The following is a 19731-nucleotide window of genomic DNA, read 5'->3' as shown; positions in this document are numbered from 1 at the left end:
CTATGTATGAAGGGTATAGTTTGAAAAGATGGCGGGGAGTTGAAACAGGTATAGCAGAAGCTGGCTGGAATATGGCCGTTGATGAGGCGCTGCTGTATAGTTTCAACCAAAACGACATGCCGATATTAAGGCTTTATAGATGGCACAAAGCGCTTAGTCTGGGACGATTCAGCAAGCCGCATAAAAGCCTTGATATGGAGATGCTTCAAAAACAGAAAATTCCTTTTGTGCGCAGAATGACTGGCGGAGGTATATTTGTACACGGAAATGAACTTTCTTATTCGCTTATAATGCCTCCTGCATTTTTAAAAGGCAGAGGTCCAAACCAAAGTTACGGATATCTGTGCAGATTTCTTATTCGTTTTTATCAAAAGCTCGGCTGCAAAGCCAGGTTTGCAGTTGATATGAAATTAAACACCGCAAGGTCAAATATCTGCCTTGCCTCAAATGAGGCTTATGATATTTTGATAGAGGGCAGAAAAATAGGCGGTAACGCCCAGCGCTATATCAAGCAGGCCTGTTTTCAGCACGGAAGCATACCGTTAAGTTTTGATGAAAGGTGTTTTGAGCCTCTTTTTTTGGAAAATTCAGGTTTAAAGAAAGCAGCATCGCTAATGAAGCTTGGCGTCACAAAAGATCACCAAGAGCTTGTAAAGTTGCTGATAGAGTCCTTTTGTGAAACCTTTGACGTGGATGTTGTAGAGAGTACATTAAGCATGAAAGAAGCGCACAGAGCCAAAAAACTTATGATGCACAAATATGCCAGGAAAGAATGGAATATCGATGCAGAGCAAGTGGATGAGTATTTGATAAGGAGAAGAGATGAGAAATCATGAAGCCGTTGTAATCGGGGCAGGTCCGGGCGGTTATGAAGCCGCTTTGCAGCTGGCAAGAGCGGGAGTAAAAACCCTGGTTATAGAGCAGATAGAGGCGCGTATAGGAGGAACCTGCTTAAATGAAGGATGTATCCCGACCAAAAACTATTTAAGAAGTGCACAATATTTTTCAAAAGCCTCTTTTTTTAAAGAAAACGGCTTGGATATTGAAGTAAGCGGTTTGGATCTAAAGCGTCTTAAAAATAGAACAGACCTTTTAAAGAATGAGCTGAGATCTGGTCTCTTATGGATGATGAAACAAGCCGGCATAGAGTTTTTATACGGCACTGCACATTTTGTGGATGATAAAACTATTGAAGTTGCGGGAGAAAAGATCACTTTTGATAAATGCATCATTGCAACAGGTTCACAGGTCAAAGACCTTCCTTTGCTGCCAATAGATGGCAAAAATATCATTTCAAACCGTGAAATATTCAAACTTGAAAAGCTGCCTGAATCTATTGCTATTATAGGAGGGGGTGCCATAGGATGTGAGTTTGCAACGTTTTTTAACGCTTTCGGCGTTGACGTGACGCTGGTCGAGTATCTATCGCAGCTTGTTCCTTCTGAAGATGCGGATATCGCAGCTGCATTGATGCGAGGGTTTAAAAAGCAACGCATTAATGTCCTGACCTCCTCTTTTGTACAAAAGGCGCAGCAAAAAGAAGATGGCGTAGAACTGCATATCAGCGGGCAGATGCAGGATATTATCATGTGTGAAACAGTACTTTGTGCAACAGGAAGAATCCCGTATACCCAAGGGCTCGGTATTGAAAATTGTTCGGTAAAAGTGAATGAGAAAGGATTTATAGAAGTTAATGAGTCATTTCAAACAGCAAATAAAAGTATATATGCCGTCGGCGACTGTATAGAGACGCTTGCGTATGCTCATACGGCATATGCCGAGGCTAAGATCGCCGTGCAAAATATCATAAACCACTCATCTGAAGTCAATAGCCATGTCACCCCCTCTGTTGTCTTTTCCAACCCGGCAATCGGAAGCTATGGAATTAAAGAAAAAGAAGCCAAAGAGAAGGGATTTGATATAGAAGTGAAAAAGGCCTTTTTCAAAGCAAATCCAAAGGCTAAGATAGAGGGTAACGATTCAGGATTTGCCAAGATAATCGTATGTGCAAACAGCGGTGTGATATTAGGCAGCTCGATAATCGGCGCAGGGGCGGCTGAGATAATTCATGAAATGGTGCTTGCGGTTGAAAAAAAGATCAAGATGGAGGAATTTAAAGGGATAATACATGCGCATCCTACCTTTTCGGAAATATTGAGCTCTTTATAAGTTATTTAACTGCTTTTGTTTTGTATGCCCTTCTGGACATGGGTTAGGTGCTTCTGTAGTATAAAGGAGGTCAGGGTGTCAAGAAGATTTGTTATTTAAACCTTTCCAAGAAAAACTGCCTGATCCCAAACTCTGCGGGCAATGCGAATGGTGGCCTGGTCCACCATTCGGCCGTCCACAGCCACGGCGCCCCGGGACCGATCATCTGCCGCGTCCAGAATTCGCCTGGCCCGCCGGATCTCTTCCGCTGCAGGGGTAAACACCTGGTTGACCGTGTCAATCTGGTCAGGGTGGATTACCCATTTGCCGTCACACCCAAGGGCCTTGGCCAGGGCGGTTGATTTTTTCAGGCCGTCGTCATCCTTAAAGTTTCCAAAGGGGGCATCCAGGGCCATAAGCCCGTTGGCCTTGGCAGCCATGACCATCCGGCTGAGTTGAAAATGCCACCGGTGACCGGGGTAAACCTGCTCCTCGTTTTCTCCGTGGCCGGACAAAGAGACCAGCGCTGCCCCGATGCTGGCCTGATAATCGGCAATGCCGAATGACAGGGAAGAGAGCCTGGCATCGGCCGAGGCAATTTCGTTAATCCGGGAAAGTCCCTGGGCGGTCTCGATACAGGCCTGGATCCGGATCTGCCTTGTTTGTCCCAATGCCATTTCAATGCCGTCCAATAAGCGGCTCGCAAAATGGATATCCGCCTCATGATTTACCTTGGGCACCACAACGGTTTGGAGACGATCACCGGCGGCTTCGGCGACCTGGATCAAATCTTTATAGGCAAAAGGCGTGTCCAGGCTGTTTATGCGAAGGGCGACGCATTTTTCGTTAAAATCCAAAGAACGAAGCGAATCAATAACCGTTTTACGGGCGACTTCTTTTTCATCGGCCGGCACGCTGTCTTCCAAGTCCAGCATGATGACATCAACATTGGAAGCCGCAGCCTTGGCATGCATTTTGGTCTTGTTTCCGGGTACGGAAAGCAACGTTCGGCAGGGTTTATTCATTCTTGTTTTATTTTCCATGCGGTCAATTTAACAGGCAGTATTAGGGTTGTCAAATCCATAAAACCAAGCTGCTAAAATTAAGAATATAAGTATTTACTAAAGACTACAATTGACAATATTGCCTTATTATAATATGCCATCAAGTTGCTTTTGTGCTGGTTTTTGAGCAATATTTATATGGAGTAGCATTTATGTAACATCCCTTGCTGCCCGGATTCGGGCCTTCTGGGATATCATCCTAAATTTTACTGGGAGATGATCAATGCCATTGTATGATTTATTAACCGGTTTCAATCTTTATACCTGGAGCTTTTCTATTGCGTCGGCAGTGTTCCTCATCGGAATCATTTACAGGATTATTGGGTTTTTCCGGTTAAGCATCGGACCGCAGCGGACCGGATTTACTACGACAAGCCGCATCAACGCGTTTTTGTTGGGCCTGTCCGGTATCCTGGTCTCACCTGTCCGGATTCTTCATCTTTTCAAGGCGGTTCTTCTGGATGTCGTGCTTCAATTGCCGCTGATGCGCCAGAATTTTCTGAAGTGGTTTATGCACATCTGTATTTACTGGGGGTTTGCAGGGTTATTTTTCTTCCATGCCCTTGAAGGCTATGTCAGCGAAGTGATTTTCCCAGGTTACCAATCCACCCTGAGCCCTTTTATGTTCCTTCGAAATATCGCCGGTGTCATGGTGATGGTGGGGGTGGGCATTGCCATATATCGCAGGAAAACCAATTTTCGTTTAAAACAGATCAGCAGGCACCGGGATTACCTGGCAATCGCCCTGCTTGGACTCATCATGATATCCGGTTTTGGCCTGGAAGCCGCCAAGATCATCTCTTCCGGTATATTTTACGACATGGTGGAGGAATATGGTTCCTTGGACGAGGAGGAACTTCCGGCGCTTAAGGCCGTATGGCAGGAAGAGTTCAATGTCCAGTTCCCCGGGGAGGTCGTCCAGGTCACCCCGGAACTCATGGAAGAAGGACGTATCCTGAATGAAGACAATTGTACAGTTTGCCACTCCAATCCAAAGGAGGCCTTTGTATCCTATCCTCTCTCCATTGCCATGAAACCTGTTGCCGGTTTTTTCAACAGGCACCGCCTGGATGCACTGATACTGAAGATCCACTTTTTAAGCTGTTTTTTTGGCTTGGCCTACCTGCCTTTCAGCAAGTTCCTGCATATCCTGACAACGCCGGTAAGCCTTATAATTTCAGGGATTGCAGGCCAGCAAATAGAACGCGATGAGAATAAGGCCACCCGCCGGGTTTTTGATCTTTCCGCCTGCACCGAGTGCGGCACCTGCACCAGCCATTGTGCCGTGGGACCTTTATATGAAATTTTTGACAACCCGTGGGTGTTTCCCTCGGAACGTGTAATCCGCATCCGGGAATCTGCATGGGGACGGCCGATGGATCCTGAATCAAGGGATGCCTTTTCCCAGGGCAGTTTTATCTGCACCATGTGCAACAAATGCTCCCAGCTCTGTCCTGCCGGACTGAATCTGCAGGATATATGGAAAGCAACCAGGGATCGGCTGGAGATGGAATCTCTTCCGGATCCCGTTATCCGGATAAGGGAACTTCTCAAAAAACATGAATCTAAAAAGCCCGCACTTGACACGCCTTTGGTGATCAAACCCGGGGAAAACCCTGTGGTTGAATCCTTGAAAAAATCCTTCCAGGGGGCTACGTTTTCAAACTGTTACACTTGCCTGATCTGTACCAATTCATGCCCGGTGGTCGCTGTTACAGGCGAAACCCGGGAGTTCGGATCAGCACCCCACCAGGTCATCCATGCCCTTGTTCTGGGGCAAACCGAACTGGCAAAGGATGCCTCCATTGTCTGGAACTGCCTGACCTGTTATAAATGCCAGGAAAATTGTCCCCAGGGGGTAAGGATTACCGATATTTTTTACCAACTTAAAAACATAGTACACCATCAGGAATTTGGAATATGAAGTACGCGCTATTCTCAGGATGCAGAACCGGATTTGACATTCCCCAGCACCCAAAGTCTGCCAAAGCAGTTTTATCCAGGCTCAATGTTGAGGTGGAAGAGCTTGATTTTGGCTGTTGCGGATACCCTGTTAAAGAGAAAAATATGGATGCCTTTCTTTTGCTGGCCATACGGAACCTGGCCATCGCCCAGGCCCATAATCTGCCTGTACTGACCCTGTGCAAGTGCTGTTTCGGCTCCCTTAAACAGGCAGAATATCATTTTAAAAATGATCCCGACAAACAAGCCATGATCAACTGGCTATTGCAAAAGGAAGGACTGTATTATGACGGGGGTGTCAAAATCCATCACATGCTGACCCTGCTGGACCGGGAGATCGATCAAGACCTTATACGTCAAAGCATCACCCGTCCCCTTGACGGGATAAAAGTGGCCCCAAGCTACGGCTGTCATGCGCTGCGTCCCTCAACCATCACCGGGTTCGATGAGCACCCCGATGCACCGACGATATTTGAACGGATTATCACACTGACCGGGGCGGAACCTGTAAACTGGTCCAAACGCCTGGAATGCTGCGGCAATCCCTTATTGGATAAAAACACCCCTCTGGCCGATGGCTTTATCCTGGCAAAATATGAAACAGCAGAACAGGAAGGGGCGGATATAATCTGTACGGCATGTAATTATTGCCACATGCAATTTGAACACGGCCGGAAGCTTATCCTGAAATCCGGATCAAGCACCCCCCTTCCCGCCATTCTTCTTACACAATTGCTGGGCCGGGCCATGGGGCTTGAAAAGGGTTGGACAGGGGCATAAACATTATCTAAAGACAAAAAAATATCCCCTGCGCTTTCCGAGACAGGGGATTATCATTATTTTTTCATCTCATAAAACAGATCCGTGGAACTATACTCCCTGGCGTGTCCCAGATAGTTATGCGAGGCTTTTTTCATCATCTGATCAATCTCTTCCCGGTTCTCGTAAGCTCTTTTTACTTTGCCCGGCGACCCTGTAACAAGTGAATATGGCGGAATGATCGTTTTTTCCAGGACAACGGTGCCGGCGGCAATGACGCAGCCTTCCCCGATCACGCTGTTGTTCAAGAGAACGGCGCCCATACCGATCAGACAGCGGTCCCCAATCGTGCATCCGTGTACACAGCAGTTATGGCCGATGGTGACGTCGTTTCCGATGATCAAAGGAGTCTCCCTGGCCACATGGCCCATGCAAAGATCCTGAATATTTGTGCGTTCACCAATGCGGATTTCAGCGACATCTCCCCTGAGAACCGTTTGAAACCAGACTGAAGAATCCGGGCCGATCTGCACATCACCTATAACCTTGGCACCAGGCGCTATAAAAACAGAGTCGTGGACCTCCGGCGCAATATTTTTGTATGAATACAGTGTCATAAAATCAAACTTTGTTAATATGTAAATTTTTCCCGGAAAAAGGGCACCAGTTCCTCTATCTTCATCCGCTGCTGATCCATGGAATCCCGTTCCCGGATGGTGACGGCATTGTCATCAAGGGATTCATAGTCAAAGGTGACGCAATATGGGGTGCCGGCCTCGTCCTGGCGGCGGTATCGCTTGCCGATGCTGCCCTGGACATCAAAGTCCATGTTCAGTCCCAGTTGCCGTACCAGGTTGTCAAAGACAGATTTTGCATTGTCGGCAATTTTTTTGGCCAGGGGCAACACCGCAATTTTCACAGGGGCCAACTGGTTGTGAAGATGCAGTACCACCCGGGTATCTCCTTCTTTCATCTCTTCTTCTTCATAGGCGTCGCACAAAAATACCAGAGCGGAACGCTGAACCCCCAGAGAGGGTTCAATGACAAAAGGGATGTACTTTTCCCTGGTTGCCTCGTCAAAATACTGCAGATCTTTGGAAGAGTACTCCATGTGCTGGCTTAAGTCATAGTTGGTCCGGGACGCGATGCCGCACAATTCCCCCCAGCCAAAGGGATAGTGGTATTCAATATCGGCCGTGGCATTGGAGTAATGGGACAATTCCGCCTGGTCATGGTCGCGAAATCTAAGGTTGTCCGGGGTAACGCCCAGGCCCAGGTACCAGTCCATGCAGAATTTTTTCCAGAAGGCATGGAACTCAAGCTCGGTGCCAGGTTTACAGAAATATTCAATTTCCATCTGCTCAAATTCACGGGTCCTGAATACAAAGTTGCCGGGTGTAATTTCGTTCCTGAATGCCTTGCCGATCTGGGCAATGCCAAAGGGGATCTTTTTGCGTGAGGTGGTATGGATATTTTTAAAATTGACAAAGATGCCCTGGGCGGTTTCAGGGCGCAGATAGATCTCCTTTCCTTCGCCTTCAACCACACCCTGCTGGGTTTTAAACATCAGATTAAAGGCCTTGGGCAGGGTCCAGTCAAGGCTGCCGCACTGGGGACAGGTAATGTTTTTGGCATTAATAAAATCTAGCATATCCTGGGGCGGGGTCTTTTCCCCTGCCCAGTTGGCGGGCTGTTCATCAGATCCGTTGTCATGTTGCCAGTTTTCCACAAGCTTGTCGGCCCGTTCTCTGGATTTACATTTTTTGCAGTCCATCAGGGGATCGGAAAAACTGCCCACATGGCCGGAGGCTTCCCAGGTGGTCGGATTCATGAGAATGGCGGCATCCAGGCCCACCATATCAATACGCTCGGTGACAAATTTTTTCCACCAGGCCTCTTTGAGATTTTTAAGCAGTTCGACCCCCAAGGGACCGAAATCCCAGGCATTGGCAAGTCCGCCGTAAATTTCAGATCCCGGATATACGAACCCTCTGCGTTTGCAAAGTCCAACCACTTTGTCCATCAGTGTTGTTTCTTTTTTTGGTTTAGCCATTTTTTACTCCATGTTCCAAAACCGCCCGGATGGTGTCCGGGGCCGGCCCTTTATAATTTATCAATAATGAATGATGCACTGGAATTTTCACGCTTAAAAAGATGTTGAATATACATGATTTTTATATTTTGCTGAACTGTTTTTTAAAATTTTTATCCCCCGAGGGGACAATGGCATAAACGTAAGCCTCCACGGCGCATTATCTGAAGATTTGGGTCCCCTGCCGGGCATTAAGATTCAGGCCGGATTGGATCGTCTGCTCGGGGGACAGGTGTTTGTGCCGAAAACTTTTAAAAAAATTTGCCGAAAATCAGGCGGACACGGCAGATAAAACCCAGCAGGCCCTGATCTCCAAGGAGCTGGAAACCGCGCAAAGACTTGCCTATATCATTGAAGGGGGTTTCAGGCAATATCAGCGCAACCCTTGTTTTTGAATCCGCAAAACGTTTGGACGATTTACCACGAAGGAGACGAAGAGCTGATATCTTCGTGATCTTCGTGGTGAAAGTATTTCTACTCGGTAAACTTAATCAGTTCCTCGCAAAAGGCGTCGATCTTCTGGACCAGGGCCTGCTCATCCTCTCTGGTGGGCGCCCCTTGCCATTCGTAAAATCCGAGCAGATCCCAGCCGGACTTTTCAATTTTGGATTCAAAATCCCGCTGGGCCCCGCCGACCCATCCATAAGAGCCGAACCTGAAAACTTTTTTGTTGGTCACCTTTTTTACAAGCAGTTCGTCAATCACATGGGACATGGGCGGAAAGACCTTGTACTCGTAAGTGGGCATGCCGAAAATAAGCCCGGCGGACTTCCAGGCACCGGCCAGGATATAGCCGATGTCATCGCCCGGGGCCTGGTAAACATGCACGGGAATCTTGTGTTTTCTTATGGTCTCAACCACAAGGTTCAGCATGGACTTTGTACTGCCGTACATGCTGGACCAAACCAGGGTGATTTCCCTTTCTGCCGGCCCCTTGCTGTACTCTGCATAGCGCTTGTAATGGTCAATGATTACGCCGGGGTTCTCCCGCCAGATAATCCCGTGGGAGGGACAGATGATCTTTACATCCAGTCCCGACAGTTTGGTCAGCCCTTTGAGTACAGCGCCGGAAAATGCGGCGACAATATTGGCGTAATAGCGTAACGCCTCATTTTCAAAAAAAGCATGTTTTTCCTCGGAGAGCTGGTCGTCAAAAATGGCGTCCTCCGTCACCTTACCATATGAACCAAAAGCGTCGCAGGCAAATAAAATTTTCCGTTTTGTTTCATAGGTCATCATGGTTTCGGGCCAATGGATGTTGGGGGTTTCAAAAAACTGGAGTTCGTACTCCCCGACTTCCAGGGTCATGCCGTCCGTGATGGCCACGGCCCGGTCGGCCGGCACCCGGCCAAAGGCCTCAAGCAGGGGAACCGCTTTTTTGGTACAGTAAATCAGGCCCTTGGTATTCTTTTTACAAAATTCCCGCAGCCAGCCGGCGTGGTCCGGCTCCATGTGGTTTACCACGATGATATCAATATCCTCCACAGCCAGGGAGAGCCCTTCCATCTGTCCGGTAATGGCCTTGGGAAACCCCATGATGTCCTGGGTCAGATCAATGAGTACGTTTTTTTCACCCTTGATCAGATACGCGTTTATTGAAATACCGTGGGGAATGGGCCATATTCCCTCAAACAGGTAATTCTCGTCTTCGATGTTAACCGCAAGGCGGTAAATATCATCTACTATTTTTTGAAATTTCATTCTGCAATTCTCCTTGCATCAGTTTGTTTTTTAAACAATATATTTAGAATGCCATGTTCAATTGGTAAAATCAATTTCCAGTTTATCAGTTTATCAATATGGTTACGCGCCCTCAACAGGATGTTACGGAATCTCACTTATTACCTGCAGCAAGCATCAGGTAATAAGCACCCTCTTTTTCGCGGCCCCGTTTCATGCACCCGTTTGCAAAAATCCGGCACTTTTCTTTAAATACGTTTAAAGCGACCTGTTCCTGATCCGCAGAAAGGACATTGGACTCAATCAAATTCAGGATGGACTGAATCCGGTATTTATCCTGGGAGTGGCCCGCGGACAGTTGATCCCCATGCCCCCCGGTTTTAACCGTTAAGGGGGTGTCAATCAAATAGACTGGTGTGTCATGGGAAACACGCAACCAAAGATCGTAATCCTCGCATACCGGAAAGTCCTCGTTAAATACCCCCTTTTGCTCAAAGAGTTGTTTTCTGATCATCACAGCCGAAGGGCTGACCAGGCAGAGCTTTAAAGAAGGCTCAAAGATCATGCCCGACGGTTTTTTATGTTTTTTCTTTGGATTGACCCGTTTTCCGTTTCTGATCCAGATTTCCTCGGTCTGGCAGATCATTGCTCCGGGTTTGGATTGAAAAAAGGCGGCCTGGCAGGAAAGTTTATTCGTTTCCCAGGCATCATCGGAGTCCAGCAGCGCAATAAAGCTGCCTTGGCTTTCTTGAATTCCAAGGTTCCGGGCCGCACTCACCCCTTTGTTTTCCTGGACCAGGACCCGGATTTTATCTTTATATCCAGCCAGCAGGTCCCGGGTTCCGTCTGTCGACCCGTCATCCACCACAATGATTTCCCTGTGCGGATAGTCCTGGGCAAGGGCTGAATCAACAGCCCTTTTCAGGGTCCACGCCCGGTTGAAAGTGGGAATAATTACACTGATCGTATCTGTTTTTTGCTCTATCATGCTAAAAACTGTAAAGCATCAAAAAGCAAGAAACAAGCTCCTTAAGGCCCAATTTAAAAAATATTAGAAAAAAGTTGTAAACAGACTTTTTTTTTGGTAGAGCAAGATGGTGAATTTTTAATCAACCATGGGTGAAAAAATTTTAGTGATGCTGAAATTAGATTTACCCTTAAACCTTATGAAACAACTGAGACCAACCTTTCCATATTCGTTATGGACGCCCCTTGGTTCCAATACAAGTTCTGTCCATGATGATGACATTTGGAAAGTTTTGACAAGCACATTTAGATTTCTTTAACACATGCCCAATTTTAATCCGGTTTAAACCGAGGATGAGGAATTTATGGCAAAAGGAAAAAACGTCAAACACATTATTAACAAGAGCTGGTGCAAGGGGTGCGGCATTTGCGTTCACTTCTGCCCCAAACAGGTTCTGGAACTGAACAGCGATGAAAAAGCTGTGGCAGTCCGCCCTGAAGACTGCATTGCATGTAAGCTTTGTGAACTTCGGTGCCCTGATCTGGCAATTCAAATTTTAGTTGAGGAGGAATAAATAATGACTAAGAATATTCAATTTATTCCAGGAAGCGATGCTTGCATTGAAGGCGCCCTTTATGCCGGGTGTGACTTTTTTGCAGGTTATCCCATCACGCCGTCATCAGAAGTTGCAGAAGGTCTGGCTGCTGCACTTCCCAAAAGAGGTGGCAAATTTATCCAGATGGAAGACGAAATTGCATCCATGGCCTGTATCATCGGCGCAGCTCTTGCCGGAAAAAAGGTTATGACCGCAACTTCCGGCCCCGGCTTCTCCCTGAAGCAGGAAGGTATCGGATACGCCTGTATGGCTGAGGTCCCCTGTGTTGTTGCAAATATCCAGAGAGGCGGACCATCCACAGGCAACCCCACCCACGTCGCTCAGGGTGACACAATGCAGGCCAGATGGGGATCCCATGGAGATCACAGCATTATTGCCATGACAGCTTCCAACCTCCAGGATGTATTTAAAATTACGGTTGAAGCCTTTAATCTGGCTGAAAAATACCGGACACCTGTTGTTCTGATGTTTGATGAGTCCACCCAGCACCTGAGAGAAAAAGTGGTCATTCCCGAACCCGGCGAGATCAAAGTTGTCGACAGAATCAGAACAAATATTCCCGTAGGTGAACAATACTATCCCTATCTTACCGATGAAAACGGCCAGCGTCCCATGTCCGACTTCGGTGCAGGCCATCGTTTCCACGTCACCGGCCTTCATCATAACATTATGGGCTTTCCCGACGTCAGTCCTGAGAATGTTAACGCTCTGATCCATCATCTGGTAGATAAAATCGAAAGCAAAGCCAACGAAATCGCCATGTACAAAGAGTACTACATGGACGATGCTGAGTATGTCATCGTTGCCTATGGAACAACAACCAGATCCGCCCTTCAGGCTGCCGAAGACTATCGCAATCAGTTTGGCATCAAGGTCGGCGTTTTAGAGCTTCAGGTTGTATGGCCCTTTGCAGATGAGATTGTCAGAGAAAAATGTGCCGGTGCCAAGGCCGTTATTGTAGCTGAAATGAATATGGGCCAGATTGTCAGAGAAGTAAAACGTGTTGTGGCTGAGCCTGAAAAGGTTTACTTCTCTAACCGGGTTGACAACCAAATCATCAAGCCCGCTGATATTAAAGCGGCGATCAGAATGATCACAGGAAAGGGGGTATAGCATGAGCGATACACAATTTGATGTAAAAAAATATATCCGGGCCCAATTTTTCCCCCATATGTGGTGTCCGGGTTGTGGACACGGTATTGTCATGAGCGCATTGCTCAGGGCGATTGATGATCTGGGACTGAAAAACGACGATGTCTCCGTAGTTTCAGGTATCGGGTGTTCCTCAAGAATCTCCGGTTATCTGGATTTCAACACCGCACATACCATGCACGGCAGAGCCCTTCCCACGGCTACAGGCGTTAAGCTTGCCAACCCCAACCTGAAAGTTATTGTCCCCTTTGGTGACGGTGACTCCACGGCCATCGGCGGCAACCACTTCATCCATGCCTGCAGAAGAAATATCGATATTACCGCCATCGTCATGAACAACCGGATCTACGGTATGACCGGCGGACAGTATTCCCCCATGTCCGGATGTGGTGTAAAAGCAAGTACCGCCCCCTATGGTGTTCCCGATCGTGCCTTTGATCTGGTGGAACTGGCCAAAGGCGCAGGTGCCACTTTTGTTGCAAGAACTACCGTTTACCATGCCAAAGAAGCCCAGAATACAATCAAAAAAGCCATTGAACACAAAGGCTTTTCAGTAGTTGAAATTCTGTCCATGTGCCCAACCCAATTCGGCAGAAAGAACAAGGCCGGTGAGGCGCCCCAGATGATGGAATGGTACAAGGAAGCAACCGTACCCATGGGGTCCAAAAAACTGGAAGAGAATCCCGACCTGATTCAACGCGGCGTTTTTGTTGATGAAGATGTTCCCGAATACTGCGAAGTTTACCAAACAAACGTCATTGACAAGGTAATGAAGAAAGGATAGGCATAATGGAATCAACAGGAATTGTTTTTACAGCTTCTGGCGGACAAGGGGTTATCACTACCGCCATTATCCTTGCCAGAGCAGCTACAATCTTTGAGGGCAAAAACGCTATTCAATCACAGAGCTACGGAGCTGCTGCCCGTGGCGGCGCTACCCGTGCCGACATTTTAATTTCAGACGGCAATCTTTATTACCCCAAAGTTGAATCGGCTGATGTTTTTGTCGCCCTGATGCAGGAAGGCTATAATAAATATGCCCACTTGATTCGTCCAGGCGGCCTCATGATAGTCGACCCAAGGTATGTTAAACCTGGCAATATTAATGCCAAGATCCTAGAGTTGCCTATGTATGACACGGTTGTTAAAGAAATCGGAAAACCGATTGTTTACAGTGTTTGTGTACTTGGGGCTCTGATCGGTGCTACAGGCATCTGTAAACCCGAATCAGCTATAAGTGTTATCCAGGATGCCATGCCCCCAGCTTTCTTTGACATGAACAAGAAAGCTCTGGAAATTGGCATTACTCTGGGAAAAGAGGCTGCTTAAAACCAAATCGACAGATTGAACTTTAAGTTAAGCCAACGATATTAGAGAAAAGGCCGATCCACTAGACAATGTGAGATCGGCCTTTTTTTATGCTTACCCGAACACCGGGCCATCAGGAAAAATTGTCCACCAATACCTGTTTGACTCTGTCTATGATTTTCAGGCACTCATCATCTAACGCCTGGACCTGAACAGTGAGATTGGCGCTTGTAGGGTTCCCGGTACCTCCCTGTGATTCGAGTTGTTCTGCCAGAGTGGCGGCATTATGGGCTGCTAAGTATTTCAACATTCCCTTCAAACGATGTGCATTTTCTTTTAATTCATCATACTCATTTTTTTCAATGCACGCAGTCATCTTGGACAAGAGAGGTGGATAGGTGGATTCGAAGGTCTGCAGGCAATTGTCTAAAAGAGATTTATTGCCTGCCATGATCCGGTTTAGTTGCTGCAGATCTATAGTGGTTTCTAAATCCCGGCTCTTTTGGGGTTTTGCCTCAAAACTTCTCTGCAGGATAACATTTTGAACTGCCTGGTTTAACCGTGTTGGGCTCAGGGGTTTTTTCAAAAACTCATCCATACCGTTATTTAAAAAAAGCGCCTTGTCCTCCTCTGTGGTATGGGCTGTCAGAGCAATGATCGGTGTTCGTGACAGATCTTTGTCCTTTTCAATGGCTCTGATTGCAAGAGCTGCATCAATGCCGCTCATTTCCGGCATCTCCCCATCCATTAAAATAAGGTCAAAGCGATGGGAACAAAACATCTTTAGAGCCTCTTTGCCGTTTTCTGCAATTTCAACCCGGCCTAAATTCAACTTTTTAATCATGCCTTCGACAACCACCTGACTCATTTTGTCATCTTCAACCAGTAAAATATAATACCCACCGGTAAACGCTTTTTTACTATTCATAGTGCCGCCTGATGATTCCATTCATATCAATGATCCAATACTGTAAGACGGGCCGCATAATCTTCCAGATCACTCTTAAGTCTGGAAAACTGCTCACTTATTTCCGGCAAAAGCTGTTCAACTTCTCTTAGATCCCCGGCTTTGCCCGCCACTTCCATTTTGAAGGCGGTTTTCTGAAAAGCATCCGCCGCCACATAACCGGATGCACCCTTTATTTTATGGGCCTGGACGCCACCTTTTTGCGCCTGCCCTTGTTTGATTAATTGAGAAAGAATCTCGATTTGCCCCGGCATGTCATCAAGGAAGGTACGGATGGTGGCTGCAATAAGCTGCTTGTCTTCCATGAGATTGGCTCTCAGCGCCTCCGGATTAAAGGTCTCCGTCCCATGTTTCTTATCTTTTTTCTGAACCACGGTGGAGCGTTCCGGATTACGCGGCTGGATACGATTAATCCACTTTTCGATCTTTTCAGCCAGGATAATTGGATCTACAGGTTTGCTGATATAATCATTCATGCCTGCATTCAGGCATTTTTCCCGGTCACCGGCCATGGCATTGGCCGTCATGGCGACCACCGGGATATTCGGGTTAATAACGTTGGATGCTGTATTGCGGATCATCCGGGTGGCCTTAAGGCCATCCAGTTCGGACATCTGCAGATCCATCAATACCATGTCATACGGTATTTTTTCAAGGGCGCGGATCGCCTCAATACCGTTTGCCACGGCATCCACAGAGTAACCGAATTTTTCCAGAATGCCCTTTGCAACGATCTGGTTTGTGATATTGTCTTCTGCCAGAAGAATCCTCACATGGGGCTGTTTGATTTCACCATTTAAATGCCGAATGCGGGCATTTTCTTCCTTGCCGGCCTGTCCGCCGGAGAGAACAGAGGCCAGCGTGTCTGAAAGTTCCGAGTAACGCACCGGTTTGGTAAGGTATCCTGAAAAACCGATGGATTGAAAATAACGCGCATCCCCACGCCGGCCTATGGAGAGCATCAACACCAGTTTGATGTCTGCCCCGAACGCCTCTTTTTTGATGGCCAGGCCAAGCTTGTCCCCGGTCATGCCGGGCATCTGTATATCCAGTATCGCAAGGTCATAGAGTCTATTTTCCTGTGCCGTGCGCTTTATTTTTTCCAAGGCGGCTTTACCATCTGCCGCTTCAGATACCTTTGCCCCCATGCCGACCAATTGTCTTACTAATGTTTCCCGGTTGGTTCGGTTATCATCAACAATTAAAATACGGACATTTTTTAATGGATCCGGCATGATTTTCTGCTCATGGCCGGTTTCAGCAGATGACGGCGGCTGTTTAAATTGGGCCGTAAACCAGAACAGGCAGCCTGAATGGAGGCTGTCCGATGGACGGCTTGCCAATTTGTTGATTTCGGGAACCGGTGAAATAACGCCGATATCTCCGCCCATCAGTTGGGCCAGTTTTTTAGATATGGCAAGACCCAGCCCTGTGCCGCCGTATTTGCGTGTAATGGAAGCATCCACCTGGGTAAACTGTTCAAACAGATGACCCTGTTTTTCCGGGGCTATACCCACACCGGTATCCTTTACGGAAAAGTAAATGAGGACCTCTTCTTTGGTTTGATGCTTGAGGTGCGCCTGTATCACCACCTCACCGGCGTTGGTAAACTTAATGGCATTATCAGTCAGATTCGTCAGGATTTGCCGAAGGCGGCCAGGATCGCCCTGAAGCTGTCCCGGAACCTCGGGCGATACCTCGCAGATCAACTCCAGATCTTTTTCATGGGCTTTCAGGGCCATCATATGGGCAAAATCATCCAGAAAGGGGCGCAATTCAAAATCCAGAATTTCCATATCCAGTTTGCCGGCCTCAATTTTTGAAAAATCCAGAATATCGTTGATCAAGGTCAAAAGAGCGTCGGCACTTGCCTTGACATTGCCGGTGAAAAGGCGTTGTTCATCGGAGAGATCCGTATCCAGCAGCAGCCCTGTCATACCGATGATACCGTTCATGGGCGTCCGAATTTCATGACTCATATTGGCCAGGAACTCACTCTTTGCCCGGGTTGCCATCTCAGCTCCGGCCGCCATCCGTTTTGCCAGGGCTGTCTGGTTTTTCAGATGTTCGTTAACGGTTATTAATTTGTTTCTGGCTTTTTTAAGCGCCTTGTTGGCCTGCTCAGTTTCCACTAAAGACCGCTGCAGCCTCTCCTGGTCCTGTTTGCGTTCGGTGATATCCGTATGGGTACCAAACATCATGAGTGGTTTACCATCATGGGTTATGGAAATCACCCTGCCTTTATCCTGCACCCAGACCCAGTGTCCGTTTTTGTGCCTCATCCTGCATTCAGCATCGTAACGGTCCAGTTCTCCTGAGAAATGCCGATCTAAAAGGATTTCTACCTTTTTTAAATCATCCGGGTGCGCCAGATGCGTCCACGTGTCAATCGAAACCGGCGACAGCTCCCCAAGGCTGTAACCGCAGATCTGGGCCCATCGCTCATTAAATACTGTTTCACCGGTCTGAACATTCCATTCCCAGGTTCCGACATCCGTTCCCGTAATTACGTTGGCCAGGCGTTCACGCTCCCGGCGAAGGGCATCTTCAGCCCTCTGCTGCTCTGTGATATCCACAAAGGTTTCCAGAAGAGCCGGCTGTCCGTTATAGGTAAAAGGCCGGACGGTTTTCATAATGGGAATTTGACGACCGGCTGTATTTAAAAGCATCCGTGGGCTGTTGTCCATCATCTGCCCAAGGTCCGTGATGGGGCAGGCTCCTTTTTCCGTTGGACAGATATATTTCATGCATTCATTGCCGATGATCCTATCGGGATCCGTACCGATGAGTTTTGCGGCTGTCGGATTGACATAACAGATCAGATGATCCGCCCGGCTGATGATAACCACGCCGGCATCCAGATGTTCAAGAATTTCCCGTTGCCGAGATTCTGTCTCCATCAGGGATGCCTGGGTCCGGGCCAGCTCTTTGAAACTGTCATCCGCCATCGCTGCGATGGCTTGAAATTCATGAAAGGTATAATCAGCAGCATTAACATCATGATCTGAAATGGCTTTCTGAAGCAGAAAAAGCTCTTTATCAATACTTGCGGTCAAACGGCGGGAGACCAGTCTTAAAAGGAAAATCACGCTTAATGTCAGGCTGAAAATAATTAAAAGTTCCACAATAAATTCGTTGCGCTGCTGTTTTGCAAAAAACTGACTGTTTTTTTCAATATCATCCAGGTAAAGGCCGCTTCCAATCACCCAGCCCCAGTCATTCATTTTCCGTGCAAACGAAATTTTCGGCACCCCGCGCCCAAGACTGGGCTTGTTCCATTTATATTGAACAAATCCGCCGCCGGCTTTACCGGCTGCGTCAATCAAGCTTTGTGCGATTTTTATACCGTTGGGATCAGTGATGTCCAAGAGGTTTTTGCCGACCAGTTCAGGCTGGATTCGATTAAGCAGTACAACCCCCTGATCAGTGAAAACAAAAAGATACCCCTCCCCGTGGGCATAAACGTAAGTTTCCAGACCTTTAAGTATTTGGTTTTTAATGTCTTGGATTGAGGCACCTTTCCGGCCCAGGCGGTAACGTTCATAATTGATATAATCCACGGCCCGATTGACCATGGTCCGGATCAGATCTTTTCTCTCATTAAAAATGCTGTGCCGTATCTGCGCCATCTCATTTTTAGCAGCAAACCAGGATTGAACAGCCAGACCCGTCACCAAAACAACGCTCAGAAGAATAAGCGCCTGGCGCACATTGCTGCGAAATACGTCAGGCATAGACCGGGAGAAAGAACGGTCGGTCTTTGAAAAGAGTCTGATCAGGTTGTATCCCGCCACTGCAAAAAGCAGCATCCCCAGCCCGGCGGCAATGGCAACGGCCCATGTTTTTGAATCCGGACGGTTGCGGATTTGGGTATCCTGTGGCAGCAGATCGGGATTTAAACCATGGGAACGAAGTTTGTCCCATAGGAAAATAGGGGCATTGGGACTGTCTGTGATCACAGGAGGAATGTTTTTTTGCTGCAGAATCTTCAAGGCCAGTGCGCCGGCTCTTAGTCCCTGATCCCGGGAACTGGCCAGCATCCCGCCGACAATGCCGTGGCCCAGGTAAAAATCCCACATGCCGTATACCGGGGCAAACGTGGCGCGATCGACCAGCTCTGCCGCCGTCTCATAGTTATAGTATACACCATCTTTATCCCGGTTGAAGAGCACCAGAAAAACGGCATCGTTCGGCGATACCGCGGACAGATTTTGCTCAAGTTCAACCGTGGACAATCCCCGAAGCCACACCGGCGTAAATCCAAAGCTGTCGGCCGTCAAAGCCGCGTCCACTTCTTTTGCAACAGCTTCACCGGTGGGTGTTGTTCCGGTAATGAGGTAAAGTTTTTCCGCTTTTGGCTGGAGCAGGCGAATCAGTTGGAGGGTCCTGACGGGATCGGTTTTTTCCACCACGCCGGTGATGCGATGCTCAAATCCTTCAAGGAGGGTTGGTTGAAAATTATTGATGCCGCAGAAAACAATCGGAACGTCAGGAAAAAGATTCTTCTTGTAACTTTGAAGGAAAGTGAGGGCATTGTTATCGGAAAGGATCAGCAGATCAATGGGAAGGGTTTTATATTTCCAGTTCAGATATTCAAGAATGTGAGATCCTGCCGCTTCGAGCGGCTGACGCTTGCTGTCCAGATACTCAATGAAAAATTCAACGGACTCGCCTTCCAGCGCCGTTCTTATACCTGCTTCGATATTGTCGGTCCAGGAGAATCCTTTGTGGTAAGAATGCAGTATTAATACCCGTTCTGTGGTGTATGACGGCGCAGTGCCCATCTCATAGGCTGCGGCATCCCCGGCAAGAACGGCCAAACACAACACACAACAGGCAATGAAAAATCCATAAAATGGGTGAGGCAACCGGAATTGCATGCAATAAAAAATCGTACCGTTTAGTTACACCATTAAATTAGAACATTAAAAATAACCGCTTTACATATAAAATCAGAAAATCAGAATACATTTAACGGTTTAGAATTGCAAGACAAGAGAATGGGGGTTTTAATCT

The 19731-nt window shown here is 47.5% G+C and carries 16 protein-coding genes; 9 read left to right on the top strand and 7 right to left on the bottom strand.

The window, feature by feature from the left end:
- Positions 1 to 20: 20 nt before the first annotated feature.
- Together DESPODRAFT_RS01180 and lpdA are read left to right on the top strand one after the other, a co-directional pair.
- A complete protein-coding gene (locus DESPODRAFT_RS01180; RefSeq protein WP_157488388.1) occupies positions 21 to 836 on the top strand; it encodes a lipoate--protein ligase family protein in 816 nt (271 codons plus the stop codon).
- The gene (gene lpdA / locus DESPODRAFT_RS01175; RefSeq protein WP_004070672.1) at positions 823 to 2169 is read left to right on the top strand and encodes a dihydrolipoyl dehydrogenase; all 1347 of its coding nucleotides are present in this window, start codon (positions 823 to 825) and stop codon (positions 2167 to 2169) included. The genes DESPODRAFT_RS01180 and lpdA overlap by 14 nt, the downstream gene beginning before the upstream one ends.
- A gap of 95 nt (positions 2170 to 2264) precedes the next feature.
- On the opposite strand, the gene DESPODRAFT_RS01170 is transcribed toward lpdA, so the two are convergent.
- Positions 2265 to 3173 (bottom strand): HpcH/HpaI aldolase/citrate lyase family protein, encoded by a 909-nt coding sequence (locus DESPODRAFT_RS01170; protein WP_157488387.1) that lies wholly within the window; start codon positions 3171 to 3173, stop codon positions 2265 to 2267.
- A 262-nt stretch (positions 3174 to 3435) separates the two neighbouring features.
- Between DESPODRAFT_RS01170 and DESPODRAFT_RS01165 the strand changes: the two genes are divergently transcribed.
- Both DESPODRAFT_RS01165 and DESPODRAFT_RS01160 read left to right on the top strand, forming a co-directional pair.
- Complete coding sequence (locus DESPODRAFT_RS01165; RefSeq protein WP_004070669.1) at positions 3436 to 5136, top strand: 4Fe-4S dicluster domain-containing protein; 1701 nt, start codon at positions 3436 to 3438, stop codon at positions 5134 to 5136.
- Positions 5133 to 5954 (top strand): CoB--CoM heterodisulfide reductase iron-sulfur subunit B family protein, encoded by an 822-nt coding sequence (locus DESPODRAFT_RS01160; RefSeq protein WP_004070667.1) that lies wholly within the window; start codon positions 5133 to 5135, stop codon positions 5952 to 5954. Before DESPODRAFT_RS01165 ends, DESPODRAFT_RS01160 begins: the two co-directional genes overlap by 4 nt.
- A 56-nt stretch (positions 5955 to 6010) precedes the next feature.
- Here DESPODRAFT_RS01160 and DESPODRAFT_RS01155 read toward each other — a convergent pair whose 3' ends face one another.
- Both DESPODRAFT_RS01155 and DESPODRAFT_RS01150 read right to left on the bottom strand, forming a co-directional pair.
- A complete protein-coding gene (locus DESPODRAFT_RS01155; RefSeq protein WP_004070664.1) occupies positions 6011 to 6550 on the bottom strand; it encodes a gamma carbonic anhydrase family protein in 540 nt (179 codons plus the stop codon).
- A gap of 14 nt (positions 6551 to 6564) precedes the next feature.
- On the bottom strand, positions 6565 to 7986 hold the full coding sequence (locus tag DESPODRAFT_RS01150) for a glycine--tRNA ligase (RefSeq protein ID WP_004070662.1): 1422 nt from the start codon (positions 7984 to 7986) through the stop codon (positions 6565 to 6567).
- 275 nt (positions 7987 to 8261) lie between these two features.
- Between DESPODRAFT_RS01150 and DESPODRAFT_RS19800 the strand changes: the two genes are divergently transcribed.
- Positions 8262 to 8420 carry a hypothetical protein gene (locus DESPODRAFT_RS19800; protein ID WP_157488386.1) on the top strand — a complete coding sequence of 53 codons (159 nt, stop codon included), beginning with the start codon at positions 8262 to 8264 and terminating at the stop codon, positions 8418 to 8420.
- Positions 8421 to 8499: 79 nt separating this feature from the next.
- On the opposite strand, the gene DESPODRAFT_RS01145 is transcribed toward DESPODRAFT_RS19800, so the two are convergent.
- Positions 8500 to 9726 carry an FprA family A-type flavoprotein gene (locus DESPODRAFT_RS01145; protein ID WP_004070660.1) on the bottom strand — a complete coding sequence of 409 codons (1227 nt, stop codon included), beginning with the start codon at positions 9724 to 9726 and terminating at the stop codon, positions 8500 to 8502.
- Positions 9727 to 9859: 133 nt separating this feature from the next.
- Entirely contained in the window at positions 9860 to 10693 is an 834-nt protein-coding gene (locus DESPODRAFT_RS01140) for a glycosyltransferase family 2 protein (RefSeq protein ID WP_004070658.1), read from the bottom strand.
- 343 nt (positions 10694 to 11036) lie between these two features.
- Here DESPODRAFT_RS01140 and DESPODRAFT_RS01135 point away from each other — a divergent pair, with 343 nt between their 5' ends.
- Genes DESPODRAFT_RS01135 through DESPODRAFT_RS01120 form a run of 4 tightly spaced genes read left to right on the top strand, consistent with a single transcriptional unit; the run spans position 11037 to position 13769 of the window.
- Positions 11037 to 11246, top strand: a complete 210-nt coding sequence (locus tag DESPODRAFT_RS01135; protein ID WP_004070657.1) for a 4Fe-4S dicluster domain-containing protein — start codon at positions 11037 to 11039, stop codon at positions 11244 to 11246.
- 3 nt (positions 11247 to 11249) lie between these two features.
- A complete protein-coding gene (locus tag DESPODRAFT_RS01130) occupies positions 11250 to 12401 on the top strand; it encodes a 2-oxoacid:acceptor oxidoreductase subunit alpha (protein ID WP_004070655.1) in 1152 nt (383 codons plus the stop codon).
- 1 nt (position 12402) lies between these two features.
- Positions 12403 to 13224: a 2-oxoacid:ferredoxin oxidoreductase subunit beta gene (locus tag DESPODRAFT_RS01125; RefSeq protein ID WP_004070653.1), complete on the top strand. Its 822-nt coding sequence runs from the start codon at positions 12403 to 12405 to the stop codon at positions 13222 to 13224.
- A 5-nt stretch (positions 13225 to 13229) separates the two neighbouring features.
- Entirely contained in the window at positions 13230 to 13769 is a 540-nt protein-coding gene (locus tag DESPODRAFT_RS01120; protein ID WP_004070651.1) for a 2-oxoacid:acceptor oxidoreductase family protein, read from the top strand.
- Between the two features lie 112 nt (positions 13770 to 13881).
- On the opposite strand, the gene DESPODRAFT_RS01115 is transcribed toward DESPODRAFT_RS01120, so the two are convergent.
- Both DESPODRAFT_RS01115 and DESPODRAFT_RS01110 read right to left on the bottom strand, forming a co-directional pair.
- Positions 13882 to 14676, bottom strand: a complete 795-nt coding sequence (locus DESPODRAFT_RS01115; RefSeq protein WP_004070649.1) for a response regulator — start codon at positions 14674 to 14676, stop codon at positions 13882 to 13884.
- A 26-nt stretch (positions 14677 to 14702) separates the two neighbouring features.
- On the bottom strand, positions 14703 to 19544 hold the full coding sequence (locus DESPODRAFT_RS01110; RefSeq protein ID WP_371905017.1) for a response regulator: 4842 nt from the start codon (positions 19542 to 19544) through the stop codon (positions 14703 to 14705).
- Positions 19545 to 19731: the final 187 nt, after the last annotated feature.

Origin of the sequence: Desulfobacter postgatei 2ac9 (assembly GCF_000233695.2) — a bacterium.
GTDB lineage: Bacteria > Desulfobacterota > Desulfobacteria > Desulfobacterales > Desulfobacteraceae > Desulfobacter > Desulfobacter postgatei.
The sequence above is the reverse complement of the archived record's forward strand: the minus strand, read 5'-3'. Positions and strand labels throughout refer to the sequence as shown.